21 protein-coding genes and 1 tRNA gene are annotated in these 26,280 nt (G+C 63.2%); 11 read left to right on the forward strand and 11 right to left on the reverse strand.

What is annotated here, in order from left to right:
- Positions 1-31 precede the first annotated feature (31 nt).
- Entirely contained in the window at positions 32-1,096 is a 1,065-nt protein-coding gene (locus tag ACO06J_RS02180) for an ABC transporter permease (RefSeq protein WP_421759059.1), read from the forward strand.
- Entirely contained in the window at positions 1,093-1,863 is a 771-nt protein-coding gene (locus ACO06J_RS02185; RefSeq protein ID WP_421759060.1) for an ATP-binding cassette domain-containing protein, read from the forward strand. Before ACO06J_RS02180 ends, ACO06J_RS02185 begins: the two co-directional genes overlap by 4 nt.
- A gap of 224 nt (positions 1,864-2,087) precedes the next feature.
- On the opposite strand, the gene ACO06J_RS02190 is transcribed toward ACO06J_RS02185, so the two are convergent.
- Positions 2,088-2,999 carry a LysR substrate-binding domain-containing protein gene (locus tag ACO06J_RS02190; RefSeq protein WP_421759061.1) on the reverse strand — a complete coding sequence of 304 codons (912 nt, stop codon included), beginning with the start codon at positions 2,997-2,999 and terminating at the stop codon, positions 2,088-2,090.
- 123 nt (positions 3,000-3,122) lie between these two features.
- Between ACO06J_RS02190 and ACO06J_RS02195 the strand changes: the two genes are divergently transcribed.
- From ACO06J_RS02195 to ACO06J_RS02210, 4 genes are all read left to right on the forward strand, one after another.
- Complete coding sequence (locus ACO06J_RS02195; protein WP_421759062.1) at positions 3,123-3,674, forward strand: carboxymuconolactone decarboxylase family protein; 552 nt, start codon at positions 3,123-3,125, stop codon at positions 3,672-3,674.
- Positions 3,675-3,735: 61 nt separating this feature from the next.
- Positions 3,736-4,215 (forward strand): DUF1348 family protein, encoded by a 480-nt coding sequence (locus tag ACO06J_RS02200; RefSeq protein ID WP_421759063.1) that lies wholly within the window; start codon positions 3,736-3,738, stop codon positions 4,213-4,215.
- Between the two features lie 7 nt (positions 4,216-4,222).
- The gene (locus ACO06J_RS02205; RefSeq protein WP_421759064.1) at positions 4,223-4,843 is read left to right on the forward strand and encodes a pyridoxamine 5'-phosphate oxidase family protein; all 621 of its coding nucleotides are present in this window, start codon (positions 4,223-4,225) and stop codon (positions 4,841-4,843) included.
- 205 nt (positions 4,844-5,048) lie between these two features.
- On the forward strand, positions 5,049-5,966 hold the full coding sequence (locus tag ACO06J_RS02210; RefSeq protein ID WP_421759065.1) for an HD domain-containing phosphohydrolase: 918 nt from the start codon (positions 5,049-5,051) through the stop codon (positions 5,964-5,966).
- A gap of 246 nt (positions 5,967-6,212) precedes the next feature.
- Here the strand turns inward: ACO06J_RS02210 and ACO06J_RS02215 are convergent, their stop codons facing one another.
- Positions 6,213-6,893, reverse strand: coding sequence for a PilZ domain-containing protein (locus ACO06J_RS02215; protein WP_421759066.1), 681 nt, complete (start codon positions 6,891-6,893; stop codon positions 6,213-6,215).
- Between the two features lie 244 nt (positions 6,894-7,137).
- On the opposite strand from ACO06J_RS02215, the gene ACO06J_RS02220 reads away from it, so the two are divergent.
- The gene (locus ACO06J_RS02220; RefSeq protein WP_421762431.1) at positions 7,138-8,736 is read left to right on the forward strand and encodes a GMC family oxidoreductase; all 1,599 of its coding nucleotides are present in this window, start codon (positions 7,138-7,140) and stop codon (positions 8,734-8,736) included.
- A gap of 878 nt (positions 8,737-9,614) precedes the next feature.
- Here the strand turns inward: ACO06J_RS02220 and ACO06J_RS02225 are convergent.
- Both ACO06J_RS02225 and ACO06J_RS02230 read right to left on the reverse strand, forming a co-directional pair.
- A tRNA-Met gene (locus tag ACO06J_RS02225) sits at positions 9,615-9,691 on the reverse strand.
- Positions 9,692-9,746: 55 nt separating this feature from the next.
- On the reverse strand, positions 9,747-11,681 hold the full coding sequence (locus ACO06J_RS02230; RefSeq protein ID WP_421759067.1) for a heparinase II/III family protein: 1,935 nt from the start codon (positions 11,679-11,681) through the stop codon (positions 9,747-9,749).
- A 117-nt stretch (positions 11,682-11,798) separates the two neighbouring features.
- On the opposite strand from ACO06J_RS02230, the gene ACO06J_RS02235 reads away from it, so the two are divergent.
- The gene (locus ACO06J_RS02235; RefSeq protein ID WP_421759068.1) at positions 11,799-13,043 is read left to right on the forward strand and encodes a glycoside hydrolase family 5 protein; all 1,245 of its coding nucleotides are present in this window, start codon (positions 11,799-11,801) and stop codon (positions 13,041-13,043) included.
- On the opposite strand, the gene ACO06J_RS02240 is transcribed toward ACO06J_RS02235, so the two are convergent.
- The 3 genes from ACO06J_RS02240 to ACO06J_RS02250 form a co-directional block, all read right to left on the reverse strand.
- Entirely contained in the window at positions 13,037-14,455 is a 1,419-nt protein-coding gene (locus tag ACO06J_RS02240; RefSeq protein ID WP_421759069.1) for a hypothetical protein, read from the reverse strand. The two genes, ACO06J_RS02235 and ACO06J_RS02240, sit on opposite strands and share 7 nt — an antisense overlap.
- Before the next feature lie 29 nt (positions 14,456-14,484).
- On the reverse strand, positions 14,485-15,480 hold the full coding sequence (locus ACO06J_RS02245) for a lipid II:glycine glycyltransferase FemX (RefSeq protein WP_421759070.1): 996 nt from the start codon (positions 15,478-15,480) through the stop codon (positions 14,485-14,487).
- A gap of 91 nt (positions 15,481-15,571) precedes the next feature.
- Positions 15,572-16,669, reverse strand: coding sequence for a glycosyltransferase family 4 protein (locus ACO06J_RS02250; RefSeq protein ID WP_421759071.1), 1,098 nt, complete (start codon positions 16,667-16,669; stop codon positions 15,572-15,574).
- A gap of 194 nt (positions 16,670-16,863) precedes the next feature.
- Between ACO06J_RS02250 and ACO06J_RS02255 the strand changes: the two genes are divergently transcribed.
- Positions 16,864-18,321, forward strand: a complete 1,458-nt coding sequence (locus tag ACO06J_RS02255) for a lipopolysaccharide biosynthesis protein (RefSeq protein ID WP_421759072.1) — start codon at positions 16,864-16,866, stop codon at positions 18,319-18,321.
- Between the two features lie 59 nt (positions 18,322-18,380).
- On the opposite strand, the gene ACO06J_RS02260 is transcribed toward ACO06J_RS02255, so the two are convergent.
- Genes ACO06J_RS02260 through wecB form a run of 3 tightly spaced genes read right to left on the reverse strand, consistent with a single transcriptional unit; the run spans position 18,381 to position 21,704 of the window.
- Complete coding sequence (locus tag ACO06J_RS02260; RefSeq protein ID WP_421759073.1) at positions 18,381-19,175, reverse strand: WecB/TagA/CpsF family glycosyltransferase; 795 nt, start codon at positions 19,173-19,175, stop codon at positions 18,381-18,383.
- A complete protein-coding gene (gene wecC, locus ACO06J_RS02265; RefSeq protein ID WP_421759074.1) occupies positions 19,172-20,521 on the reverse strand; it encodes a UDP-N-acetyl-D-mannosamine dehydrogenase in 1,350 nt (449 codons plus the stop codon). The genes ACO06J_RS02260 and wecC overlap by 4 nt, the downstream gene beginning before the upstream one ends.
- A gap of 28 nt (positions 20,522-20,549) precedes the next feature.
- The gene (wecB, locus tag ACO06J_RS02270; protein WP_421759075.1) at positions 20,550-21,704 is read right to left on the reverse strand and encodes a non-hydrolyzing UDP-N-acetylglucosamine 2-epimerase; all 1,155 of its coding nucleotides are present in this window, start codon (positions 21,702-21,704) and stop codon (positions 20,550-20,552) included.
- A 210-nt stretch (positions 21,705-21,914) separates the two neighbouring features.
- Here wecB and ACO06J_RS02275 point away from each other — a divergent pair, with 210 nt between their 5' ends.
- Complete coding sequence (locus ACO06J_RS02275; protein ID WP_421759076.1) at positions 21,915-23,360, forward strand: glucosamine inositolphosphorylceramide transferase family protein; 1,446 nt, start codon at positions 21,915-21,917, stop codon at positions 23,358-23,360.
- Here the strand turns inward: ACO06J_RS02275 and ACO06J_RS02280 are convergent.
- Positions 23,357-24,631 carry a VpsF family polysaccharide biosynthesis protein gene (locus ACO06J_RS02280; RefSeq protein WP_421759077.1) on the reverse strand — a complete coding sequence of 425 codons (1,275 nt, stop codon included), beginning with the start codon at positions 24,629-24,631 and terminating at the stop codon, positions 23,357-23,359. The two genes, ACO06J_RS02275 and ACO06J_RS02280, sit on opposite strands and share 4 nt — an antisense overlap.
- Before the next feature lie 127 nt (positions 24,632-24,758).
- Between ACO06J_RS02280 and ACO06J_RS02285 the strand changes: the two genes are divergently transcribed.
- Positions 24,759-26,276, forward strand: a complete 1,518-nt coding sequence (locus ACO06J_RS02285; protein WP_421759078.1) for a GumC family protein — start codon at positions 24,759-24,761, stop codon at positions 26,274-26,276.
- Positions 26,277-26,280 lie beyond the last annotated feature (4 nt).

Here is a 26,280-nt window from a genome sequence, read left to right on the forward strand (position 1 = left end):
GCCGCCCTTTTCTTCAAGTCCGGAGGGATTGATGTCATACGCCGAACCGCTGCGCGAGCCTCAACCGCTCGCGCCGGCTGTCGAACCAGCACATTTCGACAGTGCGCCAGCCACCGCACTCGAACGGCTGCGCCATCTGTTGCACGACTATCCTACCATCGTACCGGTCTTGATCCTGCTGCTCAGTGTCGTTGCCTTTGGCCTGTTCGCCGGAGATAAATTCTTCGCCGCCAACAACCTGTCCTTGGTGGTTCAGCAGGTGTCGATCATCGGCCTGCTTGCCGCCGCGCAAAGCCTTGTGGTGCTGACCGCCGGCATCGATCTGTCGGTCGCCGCCATCATGGTGCTGGCGTCGGTGATTTCGGGCAAGCTGGCGGTGAGCTTTGGCCTGCCAGCGCCTGTGGCGGTGGTGCTAGGCTTTGCCGCTGGATTGGCCTGTGGCTGGCTAAATGGCATGTTGATCACACTGTGGCGAATGCCGCCCTTCATTGTCACGCTTGGCACCTGGAACGTCTTCTTCGCGCTCAACCTGCTCTTTTCCGGCGCGCAGTCGATTCGCAGCCAGGATCTCGACAAGTATGCTCCGCTCCTGAAATTCTGGGGTGAGCGCTTCGATATCGCTGGCGCCACATTCACCTTCGGCTCGCTCCTGACCGTCACGCTGTTTGCACTGCTCTGGTATGTGCTCAACCACACCGCCTGGGGTCGCCACGTCTACGCCGTCGGCGACGACAAGGAGGCCGCCGAGCTCGCCGGTATCCGCACCAATCGGGTGATCCGCTCGGTATACGTGGTTGCCGGGCTGATCGCTGGGCTGGCCGCCTGGGCCTCAATTGGCCGCGTGGGCTCGGTCTCGCCGCAAAGTTTTTACGACGCCAATCTTTCCTCAATCACCGCGGTAGTGATTGGAGGCATTTCGCTGTTCGGTGGTCGCGGCTCAATCGCCGGGCCGTTGGTTGGAGCGTTGATCGTCGGTGTGTTCCAGTCGGGCCTGAGGATCGCGGGGGTCGACGTGCTCTGGCAAGTCTTCGCTATCGGCTGGCTCATCATTCTCGCCGTCGGCATGGACCAATGGATTAGAAAGGTTGCGACATGATCGAGCCCGTGCTGTCGGCAAAGGGACTGATCAAGCGCTATGGCCGCGTGGTGGCACTCGACGGCGCCGATTTCGAGCTCCTGCCGGGTGAGATCCTCGCGGTCATCGGCGACAATGGCGCAGGCAAGTCCTCGTTGATCAAGGCCCTCTCAGGTGCCATCCGCCTCGATGGCGGCGAAATCCGCCTCGAAGGTCGGCAGGTGCAGTTTGGCTCCCCGATCGAGGCGCGCCAGGCTGGTATCGAGACTGTGTACCAGAACCTCGCATTGTCTCCCGCGCTGTCGATCGCCGACAACATGTTTTTAGGGCGCGAGCTGCACAAGCCCGGTCTATATGGAAGTGTGTTCAAAAAGCTGGACAAGCGCCTGATGCAAAAGATCGCGCGTGAAAAACTGAGCGAACTCGGACTTATGACCATCCAGAACATCGGCCAGTCTGTGGAAACTCTGTCCGGCGGTCAACGCCAAGGCGTTGCCGTGGCGCGCGCCGTTGCATTCGGCTCGAAAGTGGTAATCCTCGACGAGCCTACCGCCGCGCTTGGCGTAAAGGAGAGCCGCCGGGTTCTGGAGTTGATCCTCGAAGTGCGCAACCGCGGCATCCCGATCATCCTGATCTCCCACAACATGCCGCATGTGTTCGAGGTCGCTGATCGCATCCATGTGCATCGGCTGGGGCGGCGGATCGCTCTGCTCAATCCCAAATCAAGCAGCATGCAGGAAGCCGTGGCGATCATGACAGGTGCCGTGCCTGTAGGGGCGGTTGCCTGATCATACGTGGACCAGCATCATTTGTTGGTGCGTAGTTGGTCGGGACAAACATCAGAAACGTAGCTGGTACACTATTCCGCCTGTGGTCGCCTTGGGCCAGCAGCAGCCGCTCGCTGAAGACCGCTATGCGCTAGTAGCTATCGCTGACCGAAGACATTGCATTGCCACCGCAGTGTCCAGGCCCGTCCAGTGGAAGTCGAACCCTACTTCGCCGAGTAGCGGAACTAGGCAGCCGTGGCGAGATCGAGGAAGTTCCAGTCTCGCGTCGCCACCGCCTGCTCCAGAAACGCGCGGACCTTGAGCGAGAGCAGGCGGGAGGTCGGGTAGACGATCTGGACGGGATAGGGTTGAGGCTCGAAATCCTCCAGAACCGCACTCAGTCTGCCCTCTCGCACCTGCTCGGCGACCTGATAGCTCAGCGCCAGCGTCAGTCCCCCGCCTTGCGAGGCGTGCCAGATCGCGGCATCCGCACTGTTTGTGACCAGCCGCGGCCGCACTTGCACCTCATGCTGCGTGTCACCATTCCAGAAACTCCAGCGATCCGGCCGTGCGAGCGCGGTAAAGGCGATCAAGTGATGCTCGCTCAGCTCCGCGGGCGACTGGGGCACGCCCTGAGCCGCGAGATAGTCAGGCGACGCAACGAGGACACGCCGCACCGCGCCGACCTTGCGCGCAATATCGCTCGAGTCGGTGAGATTGCCGATGCGTATGGCCAAGTCGACGCCGTCTTCGACCAGGTTGACCATGCGATCTGAAAGCAGCAGCTCGGCCGTGATCCTGGGGTGGCGGGTCATGAACGCGCAGACCAGCGGCGCGACGTGCAGTCGCCCAAAGACCTGCGGGGCAGACACCACCAATCGACCCATGGGCTCGCCCTGCTCGCTCCCCGCCATCTGATCGGCATCATCGAGATCGGCAAGGATCCGCCGGCTTCGTTCGAGGTAGCGCAGTCCCGCATCGGTAAGGCTCACCGCACGCGTGGTGCGATTGAGGAGGCGCACGCCCAGCCGGTCCTCCAGCGCCGCAACGTGCCGCGTGACCGCCGATGTCGAGAGCCCCAGCTTGCGTGCCGCCGGTGCAAACCCGTTGAGGTCGGTCACCGCGATGAAGGCAGCCATCGCATCAAAGCGATCCATATCATTGTCCCGATTGTTGCAATAGTAAGTGCCATTGTTGGCATATTATCATTAATAGAGGAAGCGACCAGATTACGACCTGTCAGCGCGGCAAGTGCCAAGCGCCCTCAGGAGTTCACCCCAATGCCCCGTATCCCTACCCCGCCGACCATTGCCGCAGCCCCCGCAGCGGCTCAGCCGTTCCTCGAAGCCGTCAAGAAGCAGATCGGCTCGGCCCCCAACCTGTTCCGCATCACGGCCACCAGCCCGGCCGCGCTTGAAGGCTATCTCGGCCTCAACGGCGCGCTGGCGAAGGGCGCACTGAACGCTGCCACCAGCGAGCGGATTGCCCTCGCCGTCGCGCAGATCAATGGCTGCGGCTATTGCCTTGCCGCGCACTCCTATATCGGCAGCAACGTCGCCAGGCTGAGTGACGCAGAGCTCATCGCCAATCGCAGCGGCCGGTCCGAAGATCCCAAGGCAAACGCAGCCGTGGCCTTCGCCGTCGCTGTGGCCAAGGATCGCGGCGCGATCACCGACGCAGACTTCAGCCTGGTACGCGCCGCCGGATACTCTGACGCCGAGATCGTCGAGATCGTCGCCCATGTCGCGCTGAACACCCTCACCAACTACATCAACGAGGTGTTCCAGACCGAAGTCGATTTCCCCGTCGTGCCCGTGATGCTCGCTGCCTGACGATCGCATAGAGAGGGGCGCCTCGCGGCGCCTCTCCCCCTGCCCATAGGGAGGACAAGTCATGATCCACACAGATGAAGTGCGCCCGCCTTTGCCGCCATTCACGGCGGTCAGTGCTGCCCAGAAGGCCAGACTGGCCGAAGACGCTTGGAACAGCCGCGACCCGCAACGCGTCGCGCTGGCATATACGCCAGACAGCGCATGGCGGAACCGTGCGGAGTTTGTAATGGGCCGCCCGGCGATCATCGCCTTCCTGACGCAGAAGTGGGCGCGCGAGGCCGAGTATCGTCTGGCCAAGGAGGTTTGGGCGTTCGAGCATAATCGCATCGCCGTCCGCTTTGCCTACGAGTGGCAAGACGCGGCCGGACAGTGGTTCCGCAGCTACGGTAATGAAAACTGGGAGTTCGACCCCAGCGGCCTGATGAGCCGGCGTATCGCCTCGATCAACGATCTGGCAATCGCGCCAGGCCAAAGGATGTTCCACTGGCCGCTCGGCCGCCGTCCGGATGACCATCCCGGATTGGCAGAACTTGGCTTGTGAGGCGCGCATGCTAACCGCCCCCTCAAGCGACATCGCGTTCACGCCGAGCGTCAAGACCATCCAGAGCCGCAAAGGCTCGCGCACCGCTTACGCGAGAATGGAAGCGGCTGGCGGCTGGGAAACGACGATTCCCCCTGACCTTGCAGCCTTTGTCTCTGAAGTGCGCAGCTTCTTCATCGCGACGGCCAATAGCGAAGGCCAGCCCTATATCCAGCACCGCGGCGGCCCTCCGGGCTTTCTCAAAGTGCTGGACGAAAAGACCCTGGCCTTCGCCGATTTCAAGGGCAACCGGCAATTCATCACCCAGGGCAACCTTGAGGAAAACCCGAAAACATTCATCTTCCTGATCGACTATGCGCATCGTCGGCGCATCAAGCTCTGGGGCCGCGCCGAGATCGTGGAAGACGACCCCACGCTTCTCGCGAGCCTCATGCCGGCGGACTACAGCGCCAGGCCCGATCAGGTGATGATCTTTAAGCTCGAAGCCTGGGACTCCAACTGCCCCCAGCACATCCCCCAGCGCTTCGAGGCCGAATACGTAAGTCGCGCTCTTGCCTCGCGAGATGCGCGTATCGCAGAACTGGAAGCGCTTCTTGAGAAAAAGGGCGGTGCCAAGCTAAAGACTTAGTCCACTCCAGCCAGCATGCGGCGACTGGCTGCGCACGATGTGAGCATGAGAGAGAAATCGCACTCGCAATGGCCCCGGTGGCAGATGCAGAACTTTTGTTCACTGCTGTCGGGTTCATCAGCGGCGCAAGCACTGAACTCGTTCACCGCCTTTTAGCGCCCGGCGCTCTACCTTAGGCGACACCATTCGAGGCGTGAGGCAGAAATTGAGCATCTGGTCATCTTGGAAGAAGCGCGCCAATCCAGTTGATGGTGTTGAGGAGCGACACACTCAGGCATTGATGACGAGCCTCGTGGTGATGGCCTGGTTAGTCGAGGCCAAGGACCCCTATACAGGGGGCCATCTCTGGCGCGTCTCTCGCTATGCCAACCTGCTTGCTTCGGCTGTCGGTCTCGACCGGTCAGAGATTGCAAGGATCACGCTGGGCGGGTTTCTTCACGACCTCGGAAAGATCGGTACACCGGACGCCATCCTTCGAAAGCCAGATCGTCTCTCTGAAGAAGAGTTCGCCATTATCAAGACCCATCCAATAGTCGGCCTCCGCATGGTTGCCGCGCACCCATTCGCTTCACTGGTTGAAAGCGCTATCGCAAGTCATCACGAACGTCCGGATGGCAAGGGATATCCTCAGGGCCTGAAGGGATCCGCATTGCCATTGGATGCTCGCATCATCGGGATATGCGACACATTTGACGCCCTAACCAGCGCGAGGCCCTACCGCAGTCCTATGCAGTTGGAGCGGGCCCTTGGAATTCTTGAGGAGGGCTCTGGTACACAGTTCGATGAAAAACTGGTGCTGCTGTTTGTGGGCATGGGTCGTGCAGGACGGTTCGAATCCATAAGGGGGCATAGTCACGACGGTATCCCGATGCACGAATGTCCGGCGTGTGGCCCTATCATTGCTGTGCATTGCGACGTCAAAATCGGAGATCTTGCCTATTGCCCCAACTGTACCCAGGAATTCGCTGTTGTTGGTGATCCACGAATTGGTTCCCTTACGCCGACGGGCAATCTGGGCGTCGCGGACCAACTGGCTGCAAAGGTGGATATGCGTCTTGTCAGGGAGGCCGTCACAAGCATGGCACTGCCATTTCTTCCGGGCGCGACCCAGCCCAATCGGTAGTTTGGAGCCGCGCGCTGCAGGGGGCAATGGCCGCTTTCGAGTGTTCAGCTAGGCGGGGTAAGCGCATCGTTTGCGATGCACCGCGGAACAGGTTCCGCCTACCGTCACTCCTGAGCGCGTTACTTCGACTACTGCCAATCGGCGAAGGAGGGCTATCGGCTTTTCGACAAAGCTAACCTCCAGGGCCCGACGCGCGAACTCCTTACGGCGACGACGCTTCTGGACCTGCCAGCAACGGACATTAGGCTAGGCCTCGATCTTCCTGATCGCCTGTTTCGCCAAGGTGCGGTGATGGTCGGTTTTGAGCGTCAGGAGCGCTTCGAGTTCTTCGAGTCTTTGTTCCTCGATAAACTGCACAGCGAAACCGCAGTCGAAGTGCCGCACCACCTGCCCGGGGACCGATCCGACCGCGACCAGTGCTCCGATCCTCGGCGTTTCCACCGCTGATACCGCGACGCCAGATTGCGACATGTCGATCAGCATACAGCTCACATAGCTGCCCACGCCCAGCACCAGGGTAGCGCGAGTTTCGCGCGGCAACACGCGCTTGTGTCGGCGCCGCTCAACCACAGTCTTGAGCTTGCGCTGCTTGAGCCAGTCGATCCGTGCCGCCAGCATCTTACTCTGGTCTTCACTTGCCGAGAACCGGATCAGAAAACCACCATCGAGCAGCCGGGCGATCTCTCCCTTAAGCAGCCCGATGCCCTGAAAATTCACCGTGAGCGGGTCGCCAACTGAGCCGGAAACCGGGGCATTCACCACCGCCTCGCGCGACGAGATGCTGCGTGCGCGGCAGGCGAATACCTGGATATGGTCGTCGACCTTGGCGGCGTTGAGCAGCACGTAGCTACCCATCAAGTCCCCGATAAACCGGATTTCGGCGAGCTTGTGCTCTTCGAGCGCTGCCCGCGCCGCCAGTGCATTCATTGCGTCTCTAGCGCTCCCCTGTGGGTCGGACGTCACCGACCGGCTGCGACATAGATTGCGTATTGGTAACAGCAATTGGTTCAAAACCCGTGACCAACAGGCGAGCAGCTGAGCGTATCCAACAGCGCCAGAGGCTGTCGCGGTCTCCTCAGAAGTGTTTATTGTTGCCCAATGCACTCGACCGCCGATTTGCCGCCTGGTCGCGGCCGACGGCGGCGATGGAGTCTTTCGCGGGAGATGCAAGATAGTCGACGAGCGCTATGACTTTATCATCATCGGCGCAGGAACAGCCGGCTGCGTGCTTGCCAACCGGCTGACCGCAGATGGACGCACTCGCGTCCTGCTGCTCGAAGCAGGAGGATCGGATCGCTATCACTGGGTACAGATTCCCGTGGGGTATCTTTACTGCATTGGAAATCCGCGCACCGACTGGATGATGAAAACGGCCGCCGAGCCCGGATTGAACGGGCGAAGCCTCACGTACCCGCGCGGCAAGGTCCTGGGCGGCTGCACCTCCGTCAACGGCATGATCTACATGCGCGGCCAGGCCGCCGACTATGACCACTGGCGCCAACTGGGCAATATCGGCTGGGGCTGGGACGACGTTCTGCCCTATTTCCGCAAATCCGAGGATCACTGGGGCGGCGCGTCCGCGATGCACGGCGCGGGCGGCGAATGGCGGGTCGAACGCCAGCGGCTGAACTGGGACATCCTCAATGCAGTGCAGGAGGGGGCAAAGCAGTTCGGCATCCTGCCGCGCGACGACTTCAACGACGGCTCAAATGAGGGATCAGGGTTCTTTGACGTGAATCAGGCCCGTGGCGTCCGTTGGAGCAGCGCGCGGGGCTTTCTGCGCCCAGCACTTCGACGTGGCAATCTGCGGGTAGTGACGCACGCGCTTGTGACGCGCATCCGCAGCGAAGGGCGACGTGCGACCGGGGTTGAATGGCTTTTGGACAATCTGCCGTACGCAGCCTCTGCCGGGGCGGAGGTCATCCTTGCGGCGGGAGCGATTAACAGCCCAAAACTGCTTGAGCTTTCCGGAATAGGTCAGCCGGACCGCATTGCTGACCTTGGGCTGGTACCTGTCCATTCGCTGCCAGGTGTCGGGGAAAACCTGCAGGATCATCTGCAGATCCGGACTGTGTTCAAGGTGCGGGGCGCCAGCACCCTGAACGACCTGGTTGGAAGCTTCCGTGGCAAGGCTCGCATTGCACTGGAGTATGCACTTAGCCGCAGCGGCCCGATGTCGATGGCACCCAGCCAGTTCGGGATGTTCACGAAATCAAGCCCGGACCGTGAAACGCCTGACCTTGAGTACCACGTCCAACCGTTGTCCACCGACCGTCTTGGCGATCCGTTGCATCCTTTCTCTGCCATCACGGTGTCGGTATGCAACCTTCGCCCAACGTCGGTCGGCCATGTGCACGCCACCACCCGCCGGCCCGAGATACAACCCGAGATACGCCTGAACTACCTGAGCACCGAAGAAGACCGCCGGGTGGCCGTGACCTCGATCCGCCAGGCGCGAAGGATCATGACCGCGCAAGCGCTCGAGCGCTATTCCCCGGAAGAATGGTTGCCTGGGCCCGGCTTTCAGACGGACGAAGCTCTCGCGGCCAAGGTCGGCGACATCGCGACGACGATCTTTCACCCGGTAGGGACTTGCCGCATGGGAACAGACGAGCGTGCGGTCGTCGACTGCACCCTGAAGGTGCACGGAATGGAGGGCCTTCGCGTCGTCGACGCCTCGGTCATGCCACGCATCGTTTCGGGAAATACCGCTTCTCCAGTAGTGATGATCGCCGAGCGCGCGGCGGATCTGATCCTGGGAAGGGCCTAGAGAACACCGCCTTGCTTGAGGTTCAGATCGAGAAGCGCGACCACCCTGTTATGGCGCCATTGTCAGGACGGTTCACGGTTGATCGCCGCGACATAGGGGCGTGAGCCCGCCAAGGACCGCCCGCCGAGTGAACGCAAAGGCCGTCGCACAACTGAGGCACAGTGCCCCATTTGGCGTCAAAAGTGCCTCACTCGCTTCCAGATTGCCCAAAAAGCAGGTCTCGGCAACCCACGGCGAAACACCAAATGTAACGCAGCTCTGAAACGGTTTTCAGAGCTGTGTAACGCGTTGTGCCCCTTAAGTTGGCACTTTTCCCGAATTTTAGCTTTTTCGACCCAGTGACCAGATCGACCAAGGCATCTGAGCACCAGCGTCGTTCAGGGTCGCTCTGTGCTGGTGCGCTACCCTTCGAAAAGTAGTTACGGATGCGGCTAGGGCGGGTGCTTGAACCCAGCAAGGAATGCCAGCGTTCGCCAAGGAGCGGCGGCGGCCGCCGCCGCGCGCCTCGGATCAATCAGCTGCACTATGCAGAAGACACTGAGTTCGCCTGGCGAGCAGAGTTCTCAGGGCAGGCTTGTAGGACACGCGTGGGGCCAGCCCACGATGGTCAGTTCGCTGACGAAGCCCTCACAGAACAGACAACCTCACCGTGTGTGGCCAGCCTAAACCGAGAAAAATCTCTCTCAGCCCATCACGTAGCGCCACGCCCCCGGTTCCCCCCTCGGCCCCTTCGGCGCCCCTCGGGAACTGACCACGCGTCACACCCTGTTCACAGCTAGAGGTCGGTCCTAGGCACCGCAAAGAGCTTGACGAGGAGTCCTCCATGGGCGCCATTGGGGGGCCAATGGGCTGATCCCGGAGGTTTTCTAGGGGTACGATGGTAGCGGAGGAGGGAGTTGAACCCCCGACAAACGGATTATGATTCCGCTGCTCTAACCAACTGAGCTACTCCGCCCCAAGGGTGCCGCAGGGTTTAGCCGGTGGCTGCGCTTTGGGGGCGCGGCGTCTTCTTAGGTTTCGGGGCGGGGGGTGTCAAGCGGGGCTGACGCGGGGAGGCGTAGTAGGGTGAATATCGGCGCGGTGCCAACGAGGCCGTGCCAGGCAATCCGCTGGGCCGGATGCTTGCTGCCGAAACGCGAGGAGACCCAACCGCCGGACTCTGGCGTGGTCGTGCCGGCACTGATGGTGACGTCGGATGAGGGGAATTGCACGTGTAGCACCGGCTGGGCGTCGCGGAAGACTGTGACGATCGCTCCGGTCATGCTGGTGGTGAGATCGGGCGCGAGCTGGAAGACGATTTCGGCCTGGCGGGGGGCGGCGCCGTCGAGGCTGTCGGCGATCGAGAGGGCGTCACCATTCCGCGAGATGGTGCGGCGGTGGCGGACGCCGAAGCGCTGGAGGTAGCCGTCATGACTGGCGCTGAGGCTCCAGTTCGGGCCGGCGGTGGCGCCATCCAACTGCGCTTGCGCCTTGTGCGACCAGTTGAAGGGGCCCGCGATGATGCTCTGGTTCAGTCCGTCGAGGTTCAGCGTGTTGTGCGCGGGCGTGCCGCGGAACCAGCGGCGCCAGGCGCCGCCTGAGCCGTAGAGATAGGTGCCGGGATCGACGAGCACCGGCCGGCCGTCGATGGCGAGGGTGATTGCCAGCGCATCGGCGTGACCGTGGGCGGCGATCGAGAGGTAGCCGAGCGGGCCGTGATCGAAGCTCAGGTCGATGGTGTGATCGGCGAGGGTGCCGTGCCAGACGGACAGACCACCGGCGGGGAAGGTGCGGAGGCCCTCAGGGGACGCGGCGTGAGTCGTCGGGCGGCCGAGGATGAGGCCGCGAAAGTCTGGCGTTGTGACGGGGGCCGCGAGCTTGAGGTGCCCCGCAATGGCGGCGGCGACCGAGCGGGGATAGTCCGCCTCATGCTCGAGCAGAGTGAGGACGCGGCCTTCGTCATTGTCCCCCAGCGCCGGCGTGGGAGCGGCGCCGCCGAGCCAGTGAACATGCTCAGCGAAGGCCGCGAGGCGGGCGTTGAAGCGTTCGGGTAAAGGGGTCTTAGCCACTGCCGCAGCCAGGAGCGCCAGCTCGACGGTGAAGGCGGCGTAGGTGGGGGTCTGTTCGGCGCCGCTACCATCAGGGAGGATCTGGTGGTCAATTTCGGCGATCAGCGCGTCTCTGAAGCTCTCGTTCGGCCGGCCCAGCGCTTCGGCGATGAGGAATTCGCCTCCCAGTTCGGCAACCAGGTGATTGTTGGCGGACGAAAAGTTGGACGGGTACCGGGCGAGCCAGAAGGCGCTGGCGGCGAGGACTTCGCTGATGCGGCGGTGCGTTTCAGCGCTGAACCGGTCGCCCACGAGGCTGGTGACGACGAGTAGGCTTATGGCGCGGAGGGCGACCTCGATGCCGGAGGCCCAGCCGACACCGCCATAGGGCGGGTTGGCGGCGTGCCAGCTGGCGATTGCGGCTTCGATGGCGGTGAGGCTGGAGGTGTCGCCGGTGAGCAGCGCATGCGCGGCAAGTGGCTGCAGTAGCTGCAGGCGGTTGAGTTCCCACACATATTTGACGTCGCCGCGGCGCCCTTCTGCGTGGCGGAAATCGATATCGAAGCAATAGGTCTCGGGTCCGGGCCAGAGCGTTCCGGTGACCGGATCGAGGCGCCAGAGTTCGGGTGGAAACAGATTGGCGGGGTCGCGGGGTGGCCAGGTCTGGCCCAGCACTTCGAATTCTCCCGCAAGGAGGCGCGCGGCAGCTGCGGCGATGACGGCACGGTCGGACGCAGCGGCCCCGAGGACCGCCTCGCGCAGGCCGGATAGGGGCATCACAGGTTCGGCCGCTTTGTAGCGCGCCCAGCCCCGGTGGAGGCGTCGCGATGTCATCTTGCGCGCCTGCTCGACGACCCTGTGAGCGATCTCGGCCGGGCCCATGGCCCGCAGGCGGTTGATGATCCAGGCAAGGCGCATCGAGGGGTTCCACTATGGTCAAGATTTCATACACCACACCGCGCAAAATCACCGTGAACGTTAGGGGCTCTTTTTGCAGCGCGGTTAATGTCGGCGGAGAATACGGGAGTTGGTGAGATGCGGTGGATCGCAGCGGCGTTGGTAGCGGTTGGTCTCGTGCCAGCGATGGCGCTGGGCGCGCCAATCGAGCTTCATCACGGGGTGGGGCTGCATCAGTGGCTGAACTGGTCGCCGCTCGCTGCCGATGGCAGCTATCGCTGGCCGCCTTATCGCAGCGAGGAGGAGTGGCTGAGCCAGGACCGTCCATTGAGCGACTGGCCTGGTGGGAACGAGTTGAAGCGGCTGCATGGACTTGGCTTCGACTTCGTGCGGCTGACGGTCGATCCCGGCCCATTGCTCGCCAATGAGGGCGCACGCCGGCAAGAGGCTTTGCAGGTGCTGGCTGATGCGGTGCGCAAGGTCACGGATGCAGGGCTCAAGGTGGTGTTCAACCTCCATTCGGTCAGCCAGGTGCCGGACTATGGGATGGATGTGGTCAATAGCGCGGCCGGTTCCGACGCGATTGCGCACTACGAGCAGATGACGGCCGATGTGGCGGCGATGCTGGTGCCGCTTGGTATCGACAAGGTCGCTTTCGAGCCGTTCAACGAGCCTGCGCACTATCCGTGTGATGCGAGCGGGGATGGCGAGTGGCAGAAAATCATGGCCGCGACGGTGAAGACGATCCGTGTGGTCAGCAGCGAGTTGACGCTGGTGGCGACTGGGGCCTGTGGCGGTTCCATAACCGGGCTCACCGACCTCAAGCCGGATTTCGATGACCCCAATCTGCTCTACAGCTTTCACATGTATGAGCCGCACAGTTTTACCCATCAGCGCTCGGAGACCGACGGGGGGTTCGCTTCTGGGCTACCCTGGCCAGCGAGCGCCGGCAGCAAGGAGGCGGTGATAGAAAGCCTCAGGGCGCATATGACCGCAGCCGGGGTCAGCGAAGTCGAACAGACGATGACGGTGACAGCGCTCGAGGGTGCAATCGACGACTACTTTGCCAAAGGCTGGGGGGCCGAGCAGATGACGGCGCGGGTGGGGGAGGCCGTGGACTGGGCCAAAGCCAGTAACATTCCGCCCACGCGGCTGTTCATGGGCGAGTTCGGGGCGATCCTGATGAGCGCGGACGGCCGCATGGGGGCGTTTGATGCCGACAGGCTGCGCTACCTGTCGGCGCTGCGACAACTGGCCGAGGCCAACGGGATTCCCTGGTCGATCTGGGAATATGCCAACCCCTACGGCATGTCGGTGATCGTGCCGGACGGGCCAGCTGTGCCCGACACGAAGCTGCTCGAAGCGCTGGGCCTCAATCAGTAGCGCGAGATATCGAGCCGCTGGTCGATATAGGCGCGCTTGCCGGCGCGGCCGCCGGCGAGTTTTTTCACCGGTTCGACTGTGAAGCTGATCTTGCCGCGCGTGCGGTTTTCGAGGTCTGACGCGACGCGGCGGGCATCCTCGATGGTGCCGTCAGGCGATGGGATGTAGCGGATGACACAGTGCCCAGGCTCGTCCTGGAAGAACTGGTACTCCTCGATGCCCCTGAAAAAGCGCGGGTTTTCCGGGGTGAAGTCGATGGTAACGACACGGTTGCCCTCGCTGGAAATCAAGAAATCCGGCTTCCGCCGCGGGATCAGCTTTTCGACCTGCATGCGCTGCCCGTTCTCGGCGGTGGGCAGGCGGATCAGGCGCGCGCGATCTTCGGTGTCGTAGCGGATGAAGGGCATGCCGGTGGAGAGGAACCCCGTGCCGATCAGCCGGCCTTCAACACCAACCTCGGTGATGGGATGGCCGTCCTCGTCGACGAGTTCGGCTAGACCATAGAGCGGTTCGAACTCATAGACTTCCGGGGCGCCATCCAGCTCGCAGGCGAACAGTGCCTTTTCACTGAGACCGTAGAAGTTGGCGATGGGAACCGGTCCCAGAGCCGCCTCGATGGCGCGGCGCTGGTGGGCGTAGAGCGGCTCGGAAATCGGCAGGATGCCCTTCAGCGGCAGCTTGGGCACGCGACCGAGCGCGCACATATGCCGCGACATCAGCTCGATCGCCGAGGGGTAGCCGTAAAGGTAACGGACCTGCCTTTGGTCAATGAGATCGAGGTAGTGCGAGACATCTTGGCGGGTCATCGGAAAGACCGACAGGCGCAACTCGCGCAGCGCGGGCTCCCATTCGGTGATGTATTGGCCGCGTGGGTCGAGGCCGAAGCCGCGCAACACGATCTTGGCCTGGGACTCGCTGAATCCGGTGCGGCTCCAGTTGTGGTAGACGAAGGCCATCTCGCGGGCGCTGCGGTCCTTGTCGAGATAGAACGAGAACGGGCGTTCGCCGTTCGACCCAGAGGTGTCGCCACGATCGAGCTGCGCGCTGGGGACGGTGAGGGCGGCCTCGCCGGCGGCGACGAGGTCGGCCTTGCGGAGGACCGGCAGGTGCGCCAGATCGGCGGGCATAATCGTTGCGAGCTCGAAGCCCGCGCCGAGGGCGCTGTCGATGAGGTCGCGATAGAACGGACTTGCGGCATGCGCCTTTTGTATCAGTACGCGGAGCGCTGCGAGATGGGCGGTGTGAGCGTAGGCCGGATCTCTAGCGCTCTCTGCGATGCGCTCGCGCCAGGTGCGATAGGTTCGCCCGAACTTGAGGCGAGTGGGGACCAGCGAGACCAGTGGCGCGATTGAGCGCCGGACAAAAGTCGGGCTACGCACGTAGGCGCCACGGGCGACATCCATCAAACTCATTTTATCCCTCTCCTCAGATCAATCGACAGTCAGAAGCTGACCCATTCGCCCGCGAGCCGGTACTCGACAGGGTTCATGGTCTGCTTGAAACGGGTGTAGCCGTCGCCCGGCTTCATGCCGCCGACGTCAAAAATGGTCGCCCCACGCCGCTGCATTTCGCGCATGGCGTGCCACATCAGGAAATTTCCGGCATTGAGCTTCCTGCCCTCGGGGCCGAACCAGCCGATATGGTATTCGGCGCGCTGACCGAAGCGGACTACCGACATGCCGGCGACGGGTGCGTTTCCAGCGATGAGCTGGAGCACAGTGACATCGCCGGGTGCGGCGGCGCGCAGGCCGCGCAACAATGTGGCATCGGCGGCGGAAAACCCCTTGCCCTGCATGTTCTCGGCGTGCCGTGCCAGCATCCACTCATAGGTGTCGCTGTCGTCGGCGATGCGCAACTGAGCATCAGATTTCTCGGTGCTGCGGACGCGATTGCGGAAGGTGGAACCGAAGCCCGCCCAAATGGCATCGCTGTCGCGAGTAAGATCGATGAGGCCTGAGCGCCAGCCCATGTCATGGCGCTGCAGATAGCCCGCGCGCCGCAGCAGGGTGGAGCTATGGTCGCCGTGTTCGAGGGCAGGGGCGATCATCAACAGACCGCGGCCGAGCCGGCCCCAGTGCTGGCGTACCGCTGCATAGATGGCGACGATACGGGCATCGTCTGGTGCAGCTTCGAGGAAGATCGGACCGCGGTTGATGCGGCTGACGAGCCGGATGCCGAAGCGGTGGAGTTCCAGCACGGTGGCGAGGGCGACAAAGCGCCCATCGATGGTGAGCGCGACGCGGCGGACGATCCAGCCTTTGGCCGCCTTGCCGGCGCCGTAGGCAAAGCTCTGCGGCAGCTGCGGGGCAGGGGCTTTGGCGAGGAGGTCATCCCACTCGCTTTGCTCGCCGATGAAATCGAGTTTGACCACAAGCCCATCGGCCGCCGCGATGGCGGTGGGCCTGGTGTAGGACAGCGCTGGTATCTCAAAGGACATCGGCTGCGGTTCCATGCGCCAAGGGCGTGTGGCGCCTGGAGTTGTGGTACGCCTGGAGGCGCCCGCTGCCTATCGCATGCTTAAGTTAGTATTAACGCGCGGCAGTCTGCCAGACGTCCCGGATGGCGTCGGCGAAGGGTTCAAGGTCGAGCTGCTCGCGGTGCAGCGCCAGCGCGGCGGAACCGAGTTCGGCGCGGAGCTGCGCATCATTTACGAGCCGCGTCAGGGCCTCGGTCAGGGCCGTAACGTCCCCCGGCGGCACCAGCAGGCCGGTCTTGCCGTCGATGATGATGTCTTCCACGGCACCGACGGGGGTTGCGACGATCGCGAGCCCTGCGGCCATGGCTTCGATGATCGAGACCGGCAGGTTCTCGGAAAACGACGGGAGCACCAGGATATCGGCTTCGGCGATGAGTTCGGCGACAGTTTGCGCGCCGACCCAGCCAGGGAGCGCGACGCGGTCAGCGAGGCTCATCTCTGCTGCCTTGGCGCGGGCGGCTTCAACTTCCCCGTCACCGGCGATAGTGGCGCGCCAGGTGTCGAGGTGCTCCATACGCCTCAAGGCATCGCCCAGTTGCGGAACGCCTTTCCGGTCGCCGATGCGGCCGAGGAACAAGATGTGCACTTTGTCGCCGCCACCGCGATGGGGGAGCGACGGACGGGCGCTGGCATTGGGGACGATGACGATGTTTTCGGCGGCGCCGGGCGCTGCCTCGGCGACGAAATCACGCCAGACGCGGCCGAGAACGACGACGCGGGCGGCGTGCTCGAACATGGAGCGGATGCGGTAGCTGAGGAAGGGCGAGGCGTTGCCCCAGAAGCTGCGATAATCGGCACCGTGAAGATGCAGGATATAGGGAATGCCGAGCAGGCGGGCGAGCCGAGCGATAACCAGCTTACGATAGGTGCTGCCGGAGCTGGCGATATTGATATGCACCAGATCGAGCCGCCCGCGGATGCGGAGGACGATCATGCGCAGGCAGAAGGCGAGAAGGTAGAACGGCGAAGTGGCGATGTGGCCGCCGCCGCGTGTCGGAGCAAAGGCAACCTTCAGCCCTTGACGCTGCTGGCGGTCGAGCTCGTCGCGGAGCGAACCCATGATGCGATCGATGCCGCCCTGGCCGCCGGCGCCAGATGGCGTTGCAACCAAAACGTCGAGCGGCGCCGGGCGCTGGTTGACCTGCAACATGCCTGATCTCCTCTGTTCGATAGCTGGCATAGCGGTTCACGCTTGAGGAAAAAAGCAGAGCCGTTCGGCAAGGTTTACGGCGGGGAGAATGGTGACAATTGTCGTGGTTTACCTAAGTTCGGCAAATGTCTGTAAACCGCGCGCGTGAAGGGTTACTCGAAGGTTAAGGTCGCGGTTCTGCCGAGCCGCCCGATATGAAAGCCAAGTTTTCCGTGCTGCTGCGCTCCACCCTTATCTACGCCCCGGCGATCTTTCTGACCCGCATTTCGGCGCTGCTGCTGCTGATCATCGCAACGCGGCTGATCGACCAGACCGAGTATGGGCTACTGACGCTGGTGGTGACGGTCGGCGAGATGACCGACGTGGCGGTGACCAACTGGCTGCGCATTGCGTTGCTGCGGTTGGGCGGCAAGGGTGAGATCAGCCGGGGCAGCCTCTGGTTGGCGGCGCGGGTGCTGGCGGCCACAACGCTCGTAGCCTTTGTCATCTCCATCGTTGCCTCGACGCTGATCGTACCCGAGCGCTGGATGGAGTTCGCGCTCGCGGTCTGTACCTACCTCGTCGTTGGGGCCGTCGGGCGCTATGCGCTCACGGTGCTGCAGATGCAGCAGCGGCACACCGCCTATTCGCTGCTAGAGTTCGTCCGTGCGATCCTGCAACTGCTGTTGCCAATCGGCGCCATCGCGCTGTTCCATGACTCTTTCCTCATGGTGTCGCTGGCGTCGAGCCTGGCAGTGTTCATCGCCGGCTGCGCCGCCCTGTGGCTGGCGCTGGGGCGGACCGTCGCGGGGCCATCGCGCTTTACCTATGGCGAGCTGTTCGCGCTGGGCGTGCCGCTGATCATTACAGCGCTGGTGGGGTTTGGCCTGAACAACGCCGAGCGCGTGATCCTCAAGGTGTTCTATGACGCCGGGTCGGTCGCGATCTTCGCAGCGGCCTATTCGTTGGCCCGGCAGCCGATCGATATGGTGGCCAACGCCATCAATACCGGCGCCTTCCCGGAGATGGTGAGCCGGTTTGACCGGCAGGGGCCGGCGGCCGCAGCGCAGTTCCTGTCGCAACTGATGGCGCTGATGATGCGGCTCTGCCTGCCGATCGCGGCGCTGCTGACGGCGCTGGGTCATGACATTACCGCGCTGGTGCTACCGGCGGACTATCAGGGGCATGTGGGAGCGTTGTTTCCGATCATTGCAGTGAGCGTCCTCTTTGGAAACCTCACGAGCTTCGTATTCGAAAACGTCATCCATGCGCACAAGCGGAACTGGCTGCTGATCGGCCTGATGGCGCCGGGTTCGGTTGCCACCATCGGGCTGTCGCTGCTGCTGATCCCTGCCTATGCCGAGATCGGGGCGGCGCTGGCGCTCGCTGGTGGTTCGCTGGTGACGCTGATTGCGTCGGTGGTGGTGAGCCATCGGCTGACACCGGTGCCGGTGCCATGGGCTAGCATCGGACTTTCGGCTCTCGTGGCGGTCGCGACCGGCGTCGTTGCAGCGCTCGCCAGTGCCGCACTTGGCGATGTCTGGCCAGTCTTCAAGCTCGCCGCTGGCGGCTTTGCAGGCGGGGTAATGTTCCTCGGGCTCAACTCGCTGCTCCACCCGGTGGAGACCCGCCGGTTTGCCGGTATGGTTCGCAGCCGGCTCGGGATCGCCTGAGCCCAAACGAAAATCCCCGCCGAAGCGGGGATCTGGAAGGGGACAATCTCTAGACTGGATCAGGCGTTGCCGCGTCGGCGTGCCCGCCATTCCTGCCAGAGCAGGCTGGCATAGGCGGTGTTCGTCTCGTAGTAGCGGCGCCACAGGCGCCTGGGCTCCTGCAGCACGCGGAACAGCCACTCGAGCCCGAGCTTCTGCATCAGCTTGGGCGCGCGCGCGACTTTGCCCCCGTAGACGTCGAAGCTGCCACCCACGCCCATGACGAAGCTCGGGGTCAGGATCTGGCGATATTGCTTCAGAAACCGTTCCTTGCGGGGTGTTGGCATGGCGACGAACAGGCAATCGGCGGCGGAGGCGTTGATCGCGTCGACGACGGACCCCTCGTTTTCAACACTGAAATAGCCGTCATGAGTGCCAGCGATGACGAGGTTCGGATGAACCTGCTGCAGCCGGGCAATCACTGCGTCGAGCACGTGCTGTTCAGCGCCGAGCAGGTACGGCTTGAAGCCGCGTTCGGCGCAAAGCGCGAACAGCTGCTCCATGATATCGACGCCGGCAACGCGCTCCGGCACCTTGATGCCGAAGAGGCGCGCGCCCCAGACCACGCCGGTGCCGTCGATATTGATCACGTCAGCCGAGGCCGCGTCTTCGCGCAGTTCGGCGTTCTTGCGCATGGTCACGAGCTTGGCCACGTTGACCACAGTGTGATGGAGCGGGCGGTGCCGCTCCATCGCCTCGGTCGCGAGATCGAGGGTTTCGTCCATGGTGATCAGATGCATCGGGCTGCCGAGGAACTCGACCCGCCGGGAAGCGAGCAGGGCGTGATAGGTCCAGCCTTGCGCGACGATGTTCATGCCGCGCGGTCCGTGATGCGGCGCAGCGGGTGCGGCTGGCGCGAACGCGGGCCTTCGATGCGGGCGTCGGGGCGGCGCGCCTTGCGCCAGGTCCATAGGCCGCGCGTATCCACAAGCTTCTTGTCGCCCAGCGCTTCGGAGTCGATCAGCGCGAACTGGCGGTGATCGACCAGCAGCACGACGATATCGGCCTTGTCGATGGCGGTCAGCGCATCGGTGAAGCGGATGCCGAGGCCTTCCAGTTCGCGCGGCAGCGCGTTGGTGTGCGGCTCGGCAGCAAGCAGCCGCAGGTTCGGGATGTCGGCGAGGAGCTTGACCACCTCGACGGCCGGGCTTTCGCGCAGGTCATCGATGTTGGGCTTGAAGCTCAGGCCGAGACACGCAACCGTCTGGATCCTGCCGGGCTCGAGCAGCGCCTGGATATCGCGGACCACGGCGTGCGGCCGGTCGGAGTTGATCAGGCGAGCGGTGCTCATCAGCCGGGTGTTGTCGGGGGCCGCGTCGATGATGAAGTACGGATCCACCGCGATGCAATGGCCACCAACGCCCGGACCGGGCTGGAGGATGTTGACGCGCGGATGGCGGTTCGACAGATCGATCACTTCCCAGACGTTCAGCGACAGGTCCTGGCAGACGGCAGCCAGTTCGTTGGCGAACGCGATGTTGGTGTCGCGGAAGGCGTTCTCGGTCAGCTTGACCAGTTCGGCGCTCTCTGCGGAGGTGATGAAGAGGTCACCGGCGACGAAAGTCGAGTAGAGCTCGACCGTGCGCGCCGAGGAGCGCTTGGAGAGACCACCGACAGAGCGATCGTTATTGATCAGCTCGATCAGCACCTTGCCCGGCAGCACGCGCTCGGGGCTGTAGGCCACCATGACATCGGCGTCGTCGCCGTGGCTGTGCGGGAAGGTGAGGTCGGGGCGGGCTTCGGCGAGAAGCGCCGACATCTTGCGGGTGGTGCCGACCGGCGAGGTCGATTCCAGCACCACGAGATCGCCGGCCTTCAGCACCGGAGCGATGCTGCGGGTGGCTTCCATGACGTAGCTGATATCGGGCTTGCGGTCGGCAGTGATCGGGGTCGGGACCGCGATGACAAAGGCGTCGGCGGGCTGCGGTGTTGTGAACGCACGCAGCTTGCCGGTGCTGACCACCTTCTGGATCAGACCATCGAGATCGGGCTCGACAATGTGGACCTCGCCGCGATTGATCTTTTCAACCACTGAGACGTTCACGTCGACGCCGATGACGTTGAGGTCGCTGCGGGCAAAGATGGCGCAGGTCGGCAGGCCGATATAGCCGAGGCCGATGACCGAAACGGTCTTGATTGCAGTATTGGTGATCTCAGACATTCTGGTGACCTCAGACATTTTGGCGACCTCAGACATGGCGCAATAGTTCCTCGACGATCCGGCCGCTGGCCCGGCCGTCGCCGTATGGGTTGTGCTGCTCGGCCATGCCGCGATAGGCGGCCGGGTCATCGAGCAAGCGGTTGGCGTTCAAAAGGATTTTGTCGATATCGGTGCCGACGAGACGCGCGGTACCCGCGGCGACGCCTTCGGGGCGTTCAGTATTCTCGCGCATGACGAGCACGGGCTTGCCCAGCGACGGCGCCTCTTCCTGCACACCGCCGCTATCGGTCAGCACCAGGTAGGATTGCTTCTGCAGGTACAGGAACGGCAGGTAATCCTGCGGGTCGATCAGGTGGATGTTGGGCACGCCGCCGAGCTGCGCATTGACGACATTGCGCACATTCGGGTTCGGGTGGACGGGGTAGACGATCTGCACGTCACCGCGGGTCGCCAGCACCTTGAGTGCGGTGCAGATGCGATCGATGCCGCCGTCGAAGTTCTCGCGGCGGTGGCCGGTGACGAGGATGAGTTTCTTCGAACGATCGATGAACGGGAAGCGGGCGCCGAGTTCATCAGTCAGCAGCTTGTCATCGTCGAGCGCGCCCGAAAAGTGCAGCAGCGTATCGATGACGGTGTTGCCGGTGACAAAGATCGCGGCCGGGTCCTTGCCTTCGGCGATCAGGTTGTCGCGCGCTTCGGTGGTGGGCGCGAAGTGCCAGGTGGCGATATCGCCCGCGATCTTGCGGTTCAGCTCTTCGGGGAAGGGCGAATTGATGTTGTGGCTGCGCAGTCCCGCCTCGATATGGGCGACCGGGATGCGCTTGTAGAACGCAGCGAGCGCAGCGGCCATGGCGGTGGTCGTGTCGCCCTGCACCATGACGATGTCAGGCTTCGACTTTTCCAGAACCTCGGCAAGGCCGGTGAGGACGCGGGTAGTTACATCGAACAGCGTCTGGCCTGGCGACATGATGTTGAGGTCGTAATGCACCGGCAGACCGGTCAGCTCGATCACCTGGTCTACCATTTCCCGATGCTGGGCCGTCACGCAGATCTCGGTCTCGAGACCGGGATGAGCCAGTGCGGCACGGGCCACAGGGAAGCACTTGAGCGCTTCGGGGCGGGTGCCGAACACGATGAGGAGCCGCTGCTTGCGCGGCAGTTCAGGGCGCGAGAAGAAGTTCATTTCGGGTCCTACAGGCGCGAAGTCTTCGACGGGTGTCGTTAACCAACGCTTCACGATAGCCATATTAGCCCTAGCTCGGCCGGCTGCGATGGGTAGTCTTAAGATATGATTAACGTCAGAAACGCGTTTACCCTCAAGGTGACGTTTGTTTGTTTTTCAAAATGTTGCTGAATATAACCGCCCAGTTGGCTTTGGGGCTTTCGATTCAATTTGTTTAGTATTTTACTCATCGGCTATTCTGCTGTTGCCCGCCGGTGGGAGCACGAGCTCTTCAGCCGCCTGAAGGCTGCCGGTCATCGCGTGAGCGTCCGGCTGTCCGACGCTGCGCCGCCCGCCGCGCGAGAACTGGATCTGGTGCTTGGAATAGAAGCCCGCCGTTTTGGCCCCTCCTTTGCCGCAGCCGCCGACCCTCTGGTGGCGACTGAAGTTTCGGATATAGCACTGGTCATTGATCTGACCGGTGCCGCCGGAGCGGAGGCCGCTCCGGTATTGACGCTGGAGTTTGCCGGCGAACCCAACCTCAGTGACGGGATTGTCCGACTATTGGCTTCAGGTCAGCCTGCTGAACTCACCGTGCGGCTCGATGGCGTCGCGGTGGGGTGCGCCCGGCCGATGATTGGCGACCGGGTGTGGTTGGGGCGCGGGAGCAACGACCTGCTCTCGGGCGCGATCTCGCTGCTGGAGCAGTCGGTCGCGCGCTTCGCCGCCGGGCGCCTGTTGCCAATCGACGAGGCGCCAAAACCTGCGCGCCGACCGGTTCCTGGGTTGCTGCGATCCTATTTGCCGTCGCTCACGTCCGGTCTGGTGCGGCGCGCCATTCGCAAGCTCAGGCTCGGGCGGCGCCCGTTCTACTGGCAGGTGGGGTATCGGCTTCTCGACGGTCCGGGCATTGCTGAGACCGGTCGGCTTGATGGAGTCCGGTTCCAGACACTGCCTGATGACGGGGACCGCTTCTACGCCGACCCGTTCGCTTTTGCGCATCTTGGCCACCACTTCGTGTTTGTCGAAGAATTTCCCTATGCGACGGGCAGGGGAGTGATCTCGGTGGCGGAGTTGGGTGCGGACGGTCAGTTCGAAACCCCGCGTGTGGTGCTCGAAGAGCCGCATCATCTCTCATACCCGCAAGTGTTCGAGCACGATGGGGAAATCTACATGATCCCCGAAAGCAGCGCCGCCAAAGAGCTGGTGCTGTATCGAGCTGCGCCGTTCCCGCAGCGCTGGGTGCGCGACACCGTGCTGGTTGCTGGCAAGGAATTCAACGACGCGACACTGCTCGAGCAGGGTGGGCGGTTCTGGCTGTTCGGGACGCAACGCTGTGGTGGTGGCAGTTCATCCGACACGATGGCGGTCTACAGTGCGCCATCGTTGCACGGGCCGTGGACGCCGCACGCAATGAACCCGATCCTGATCGATCAGTCGGCGGCGCGACCGGGCGGGCGGTTCATCGAGCAGGGTGGCAAGCTGCTGCTTCCGGTGCAGGACGGCTCGAAAAAGTATGGCGGCGGGCTAGGCCTGGTGCAATTGACCCGGCTCGACGATGACGACGTGGTGTTTTCTCAGCCCGAGGCGGTGGTTCCGGGTGCGGCCTGGGAGCACGATGGCATCCACACACTCAATCGTGCCGGCAGGCTCGAGGTCATCGACAGCTCGGCCTAGCCTACGTCGCGCCTGTCTTCTGCCGGCACGTTGCTGGCGCCAAAGGCGATGATCAGCACCAACACGATGGCGACCACCGGGGTCTTTGACGAGAGCGTGTTGTTTGAAAGTGCCGTCAGAAAGAAGATCGCTGTCGCGATCCACGCGGTGCGGGGCGACCTACGCAGCATCCGGCCGAAAATCCAGAATACCAGCGCAGCAAAGGCCAGCGCCAGCGGCAGGCCCAACTGGTAGGTGAGATAGACGGGCGTTGATTCAATGAAGGGCAGGCCAAGCTCCTCGTTGACGATCTTGACGATCATGTTGAGGTCGGCGCCGAACAGCAGTTCCTTCCAGCCGGTGAATTCGAACACGCGATAGATGGTGACGCGGGCTGCAGCGTTCTCGTCGAACAGGGTATCGCCGAAGCGGCTGAGGAAGCCCCCGGCGAACAGTACGGCAACCAGAGCTGCACCCACGACCAGCGTGCCGAGCAGGACAACCGCCTTGGCTTGCCGGGCATGGCGGGGCGAAAGCTGCGGCCAGGGCACGAAGATCACGAGGGCAAGGATTTCGGCGGCCGCGAGCAACAGGGAAAAGCGCGCCCCCGAGGCTGCGGCGCCGATGAAGAGGACCAGGATCGAAGCGGAGCGGGCCCAGATTGGCCAGCGCGCCAGGGCAACAAAGCTAATACCGGTGGCGCACATCATGCCGAGCGTCAGCGGATGGTCGGTCAGCCCGGTGGGGCGGAAGCTCAGCTCATTGTTGGTGTAGGGCAGGAGGCGGAAGTGCGTCGCCGCCTCGCCGACACCGATCAGCGCACTGAGGATCAGCATGGCAAGGATGACGTTACCGACCATTCGCCGCATCGCTTCGTTGACACTGAACAGTGTCAGCCCGGCGGCACCGGCGATCAGGTAGGTGTCGATGTAGGTGCCGGACGAGCCGGCGCGTCCTGTGCCGACCAGAAATATAACGAGAAGCACGAGTAAGCCGCAAAAGCGCAGCAGCGCCTTGAACTTGCCGATCTCGTCGCCGCGCAAAAAGATCGGCCTGCAGAACAGTGCGAACGGCGCAAGAAAGAGGATCAGGTAGGTGCCGGCGTGCAGCTTTTCGTAGATGGCGCCATTTTCCGAGGTGTAGTCCATCACCCGGTTCATCAGCTCCGGCGGGATGCAGAAGCGGGTGAGGAATGCCACCACCATCAGCAGGAAGAGCAGCAGCGAGAGGGCATTCTGCCGCCGTGCGCCCTCGCTGAGGGAAACCTCCGGTCCGGTGGCCGAAACGCTCACGCTTCACCTTTGCTTGGCAGGGATGCCGCCCAGTTTAACCAAGAATAGCCATTCCGGGAGCGGTGTGCCGGGCTTGGTATATAAAGCCCTAACAATAGGCCACCTTCGAAAACGAGGCGTTAACGCCATGTCCATCATGTCTGATCGGCCCACCCCCTCCGGCGCACGCGCCTTCGCGCGGCTCGATACCATGCGCGCCGCAAACGCCGATACGGCGCCGCAAGCGCGGGTGGCTGAGCCGGTGGAAACGGTGACGCTGAGCAAGATCGGTGATTTCCTCGAGCTGGATTTCCGGCGCCTGTTCGTCTGGCTGCGGGCAGGGCTGGTGATGGCACTGGTGATCGCCGTTATCGGTGCGCTGGCCGGTGGCGCCTATTCGGTGCTGACCAAGCCCAAGTATACCGTCTCGACCGAAGTGCTTATCGACCCGGCGAACCTGCAGGTCGTCGCCGACGACATCTATTCCCAGCCGGGTCAGGATGGGCAGTTGCTCAACGCCGCCAGCAAGCTGCGCGTGATGACTTCGGGCAATGTGCTGGGCCGTGTGGTCGATGATCTGAACTTGGTTGCCGACCCGGAATTCTACGATCCGACCCCAACATTCAGCCTGAGTTCGCTGTTCGGTGGTGGTGACAAGACCGAGGCCGACCCGCGCCTGGCGGCGCTTGGGAGCCTGAGCAAACTCGTGGGGACCAAGGCCGACGACAAGTCGTTTGTCGCGACGCTGTTGGTTTCGTCGCAGACCTCGGACAAGGCCATCAAGATCTCGGATGCCATCGTCAAGGCTTTCCAGGAAGAGCTCGCCAAGGGCGAAGCCGATGGCGCCTCGCGCACCGCCGCCTCGCTCAACGAGCGGCTTCAGGCGTTGAAGGACTCGGTGAAGGTCGCCGATGAAAAGGTCGAGGCCTACAAGCGGGCGAACAATCTCTCGTCCAGCTCGGGCGAGCTGGTCTCAGCGCAGACCATGACGCAGCTCAATGCGCAGGTGGTCGAGGCGCAGGGCCGGGTGATCGCGGCGCAGTCGGCCTATGATGAACTGGTCAATGCCGGCCCCAACGCCACGACGTCCGACACACAGAGCTCGGCCACGTTGACGACGCTGCGCGCCACCGCGGGCAGCCTCAAGCAGCAGCTTGACTCGCAGTCGATGATCTATGGCCCGCGGCATCCGACGATCGTCAAGCTCAACACCGAACTCGGAGCGGTCAATGCGCAGCTGCAGGCCGAGATCGGCCGGATTGTGACCGCCGCCAAGGTGACGCTCGACGAGGCTAAGTCCGGCCTCGCGGCGCTCACCTCGCGGGCCGACCAGCTGAAGGGCGAAGTGTTCACCGACAACGATGCACAGGTGACACTGCGCGAGCTGGAACGTGACGCGGCGTCCAAGTCGACCATTTACGAGGCGTTCCTGGCGAGGGCTCGCCAGGTCACCGAGCGCGAGCAGATCGACACCACCAACGTGCGCGTCATCTCGACCGCCGTGCCACCGGCAGCGCGGTCGTGGCCACCGCGCCCGATCCTGATGCTGGCCGTGGGCGGCATTGGTGGCTTCATGCTGGGCATGCTGCTGGCGATCGTCGTGGGCATCATCCGCGATATGCGGCAGCCTAAGCCGCGGGACGGCGCCGTCCTCGCGGCTGCCTGAACCA

It is taken from the genome of Devosia sp. (genome assembly GCF_965229025.1).
Classification (GTDB): domain Bacteria; phylum Pseudomonadota; class Alphaproteobacteria; order Rhizobiales; family Devosiaceae; genus Devosia_A.

Coding starts and splice junctions, on each gene's coding strand:
- ACO06J_RS02185 (WP_421759060.1), top strand. CDS start 1,093: ATGATCGAGCCCGTGCTGTCGGCAAAGGGACTGATCAAGCGCTATGGC.
- ACO06J_RS02245 (WP_421759070.1), bottom strand. CDS start 15,480: ATGTCCTTTGAGATACCAGCGCTGTCCTACACCAGGCCCACCGCCATC.
- ACO06J_RS02250 (WP_421759071.1), bottom strand. CDS start 16,669: ATGTTGCAGGTCAACCAGCGCCCGGCGCCGCTCGACGTTTTGGTTGCA.
- ACO06J_RS02215 (WP_421759066.1), bottom strand. CDS start 6,893: ATGAATGCACTGGCGGCGCGGGCAGCGCTCGAAGAGCACAAGCTCGCC.
- wecB (WP_421759075.1), bottom strand. CDS start 21,704: ATGAACTTCTTCTCGCGCCCTGAACTGCCGCGCAAGCAGCGGCTCCTC.
- ACO06J_RS02285 (WP_421759078.1), top strand. CDS start 24,759: ATGTCCATCATGTCTGATCGGCCCACCCCCTCCGGCGCACGCGCCTTC.
- wecC (WP_421759074.1), bottom strand. CDS start 20,521: ATGTCTGAGATCACCAATACTGCAATCAAGACCGTTTCGGTCATCGGC.
- ACO06J_RS02205 (WP_421759064.1), top strand. CDS start 4,223: ATGCTAACCGCCCCCTCAAGCGACATCGCGTTCACGCCGAGCGTCAAG.
- ACO06J_RS02260 (WP_421759073.1), bottom strand. CDS start 19,175: ATGAACATCGTCGCGCAAGGCTGGACCTATCACGCCCTGCTCGCTTCC.
- ACO06J_RS02195 (WP_421759062.1), top strand. CDS start 3,123: ATGCCCCGTATCCCTACCCCGCCGACCATTGCCGCAGCCCCCGCAGCG.
- ACO06J_RS02235 (WP_421759068.1), top strand. CDS start 11,799: ATGCGGTGGATCGCAGCGGCGTTGGTAGCGGTTGGTCTCGTGCCAGCG.
- ACO06J_RS02200 (WP_421759063.1), top strand. CDS start 3,736: ATGATCCACACAGATGAAGTGCGCCCGCCTTTGCCGCCATTCACGGCG.
- ACO06J_RS02180 (WP_421759059.1), top strand. CDS start 32: ATGTCATACGCCGAACCGCTGCGCGAGCCTCAACCGCTCGCGCCGGCT.
- ACO06J_RS02230 (WP_421759067.1), bottom strand. CDS start 11,681: ATGCGCCTTGCCTGGATCATCAACCGCCTGCGGGCCATGGGCCCGGCC.
- ACO06J_RS02255 (WP_421759072.1), top strand. CDS start 16,864: ATGAAAGCCAAGTTTTCCGTGCTGCTGCGCTCCACCCTTATCTACGCC.
- ACO06J_RS02240 (WP_421759069.1), bottom strand. CDS start 14,455: ATGAGTTTGATGGATGTCGCCCGTGGCGCCTACGTGCGTAGCCCGACT.
- ACO06J_RS02190 (WP_421759061.1), bottom strand. CDS start 2,999: ATGGATCGCTTTGATGCGATGGCTGCCTTCATCGCGGTGACCGACCTC.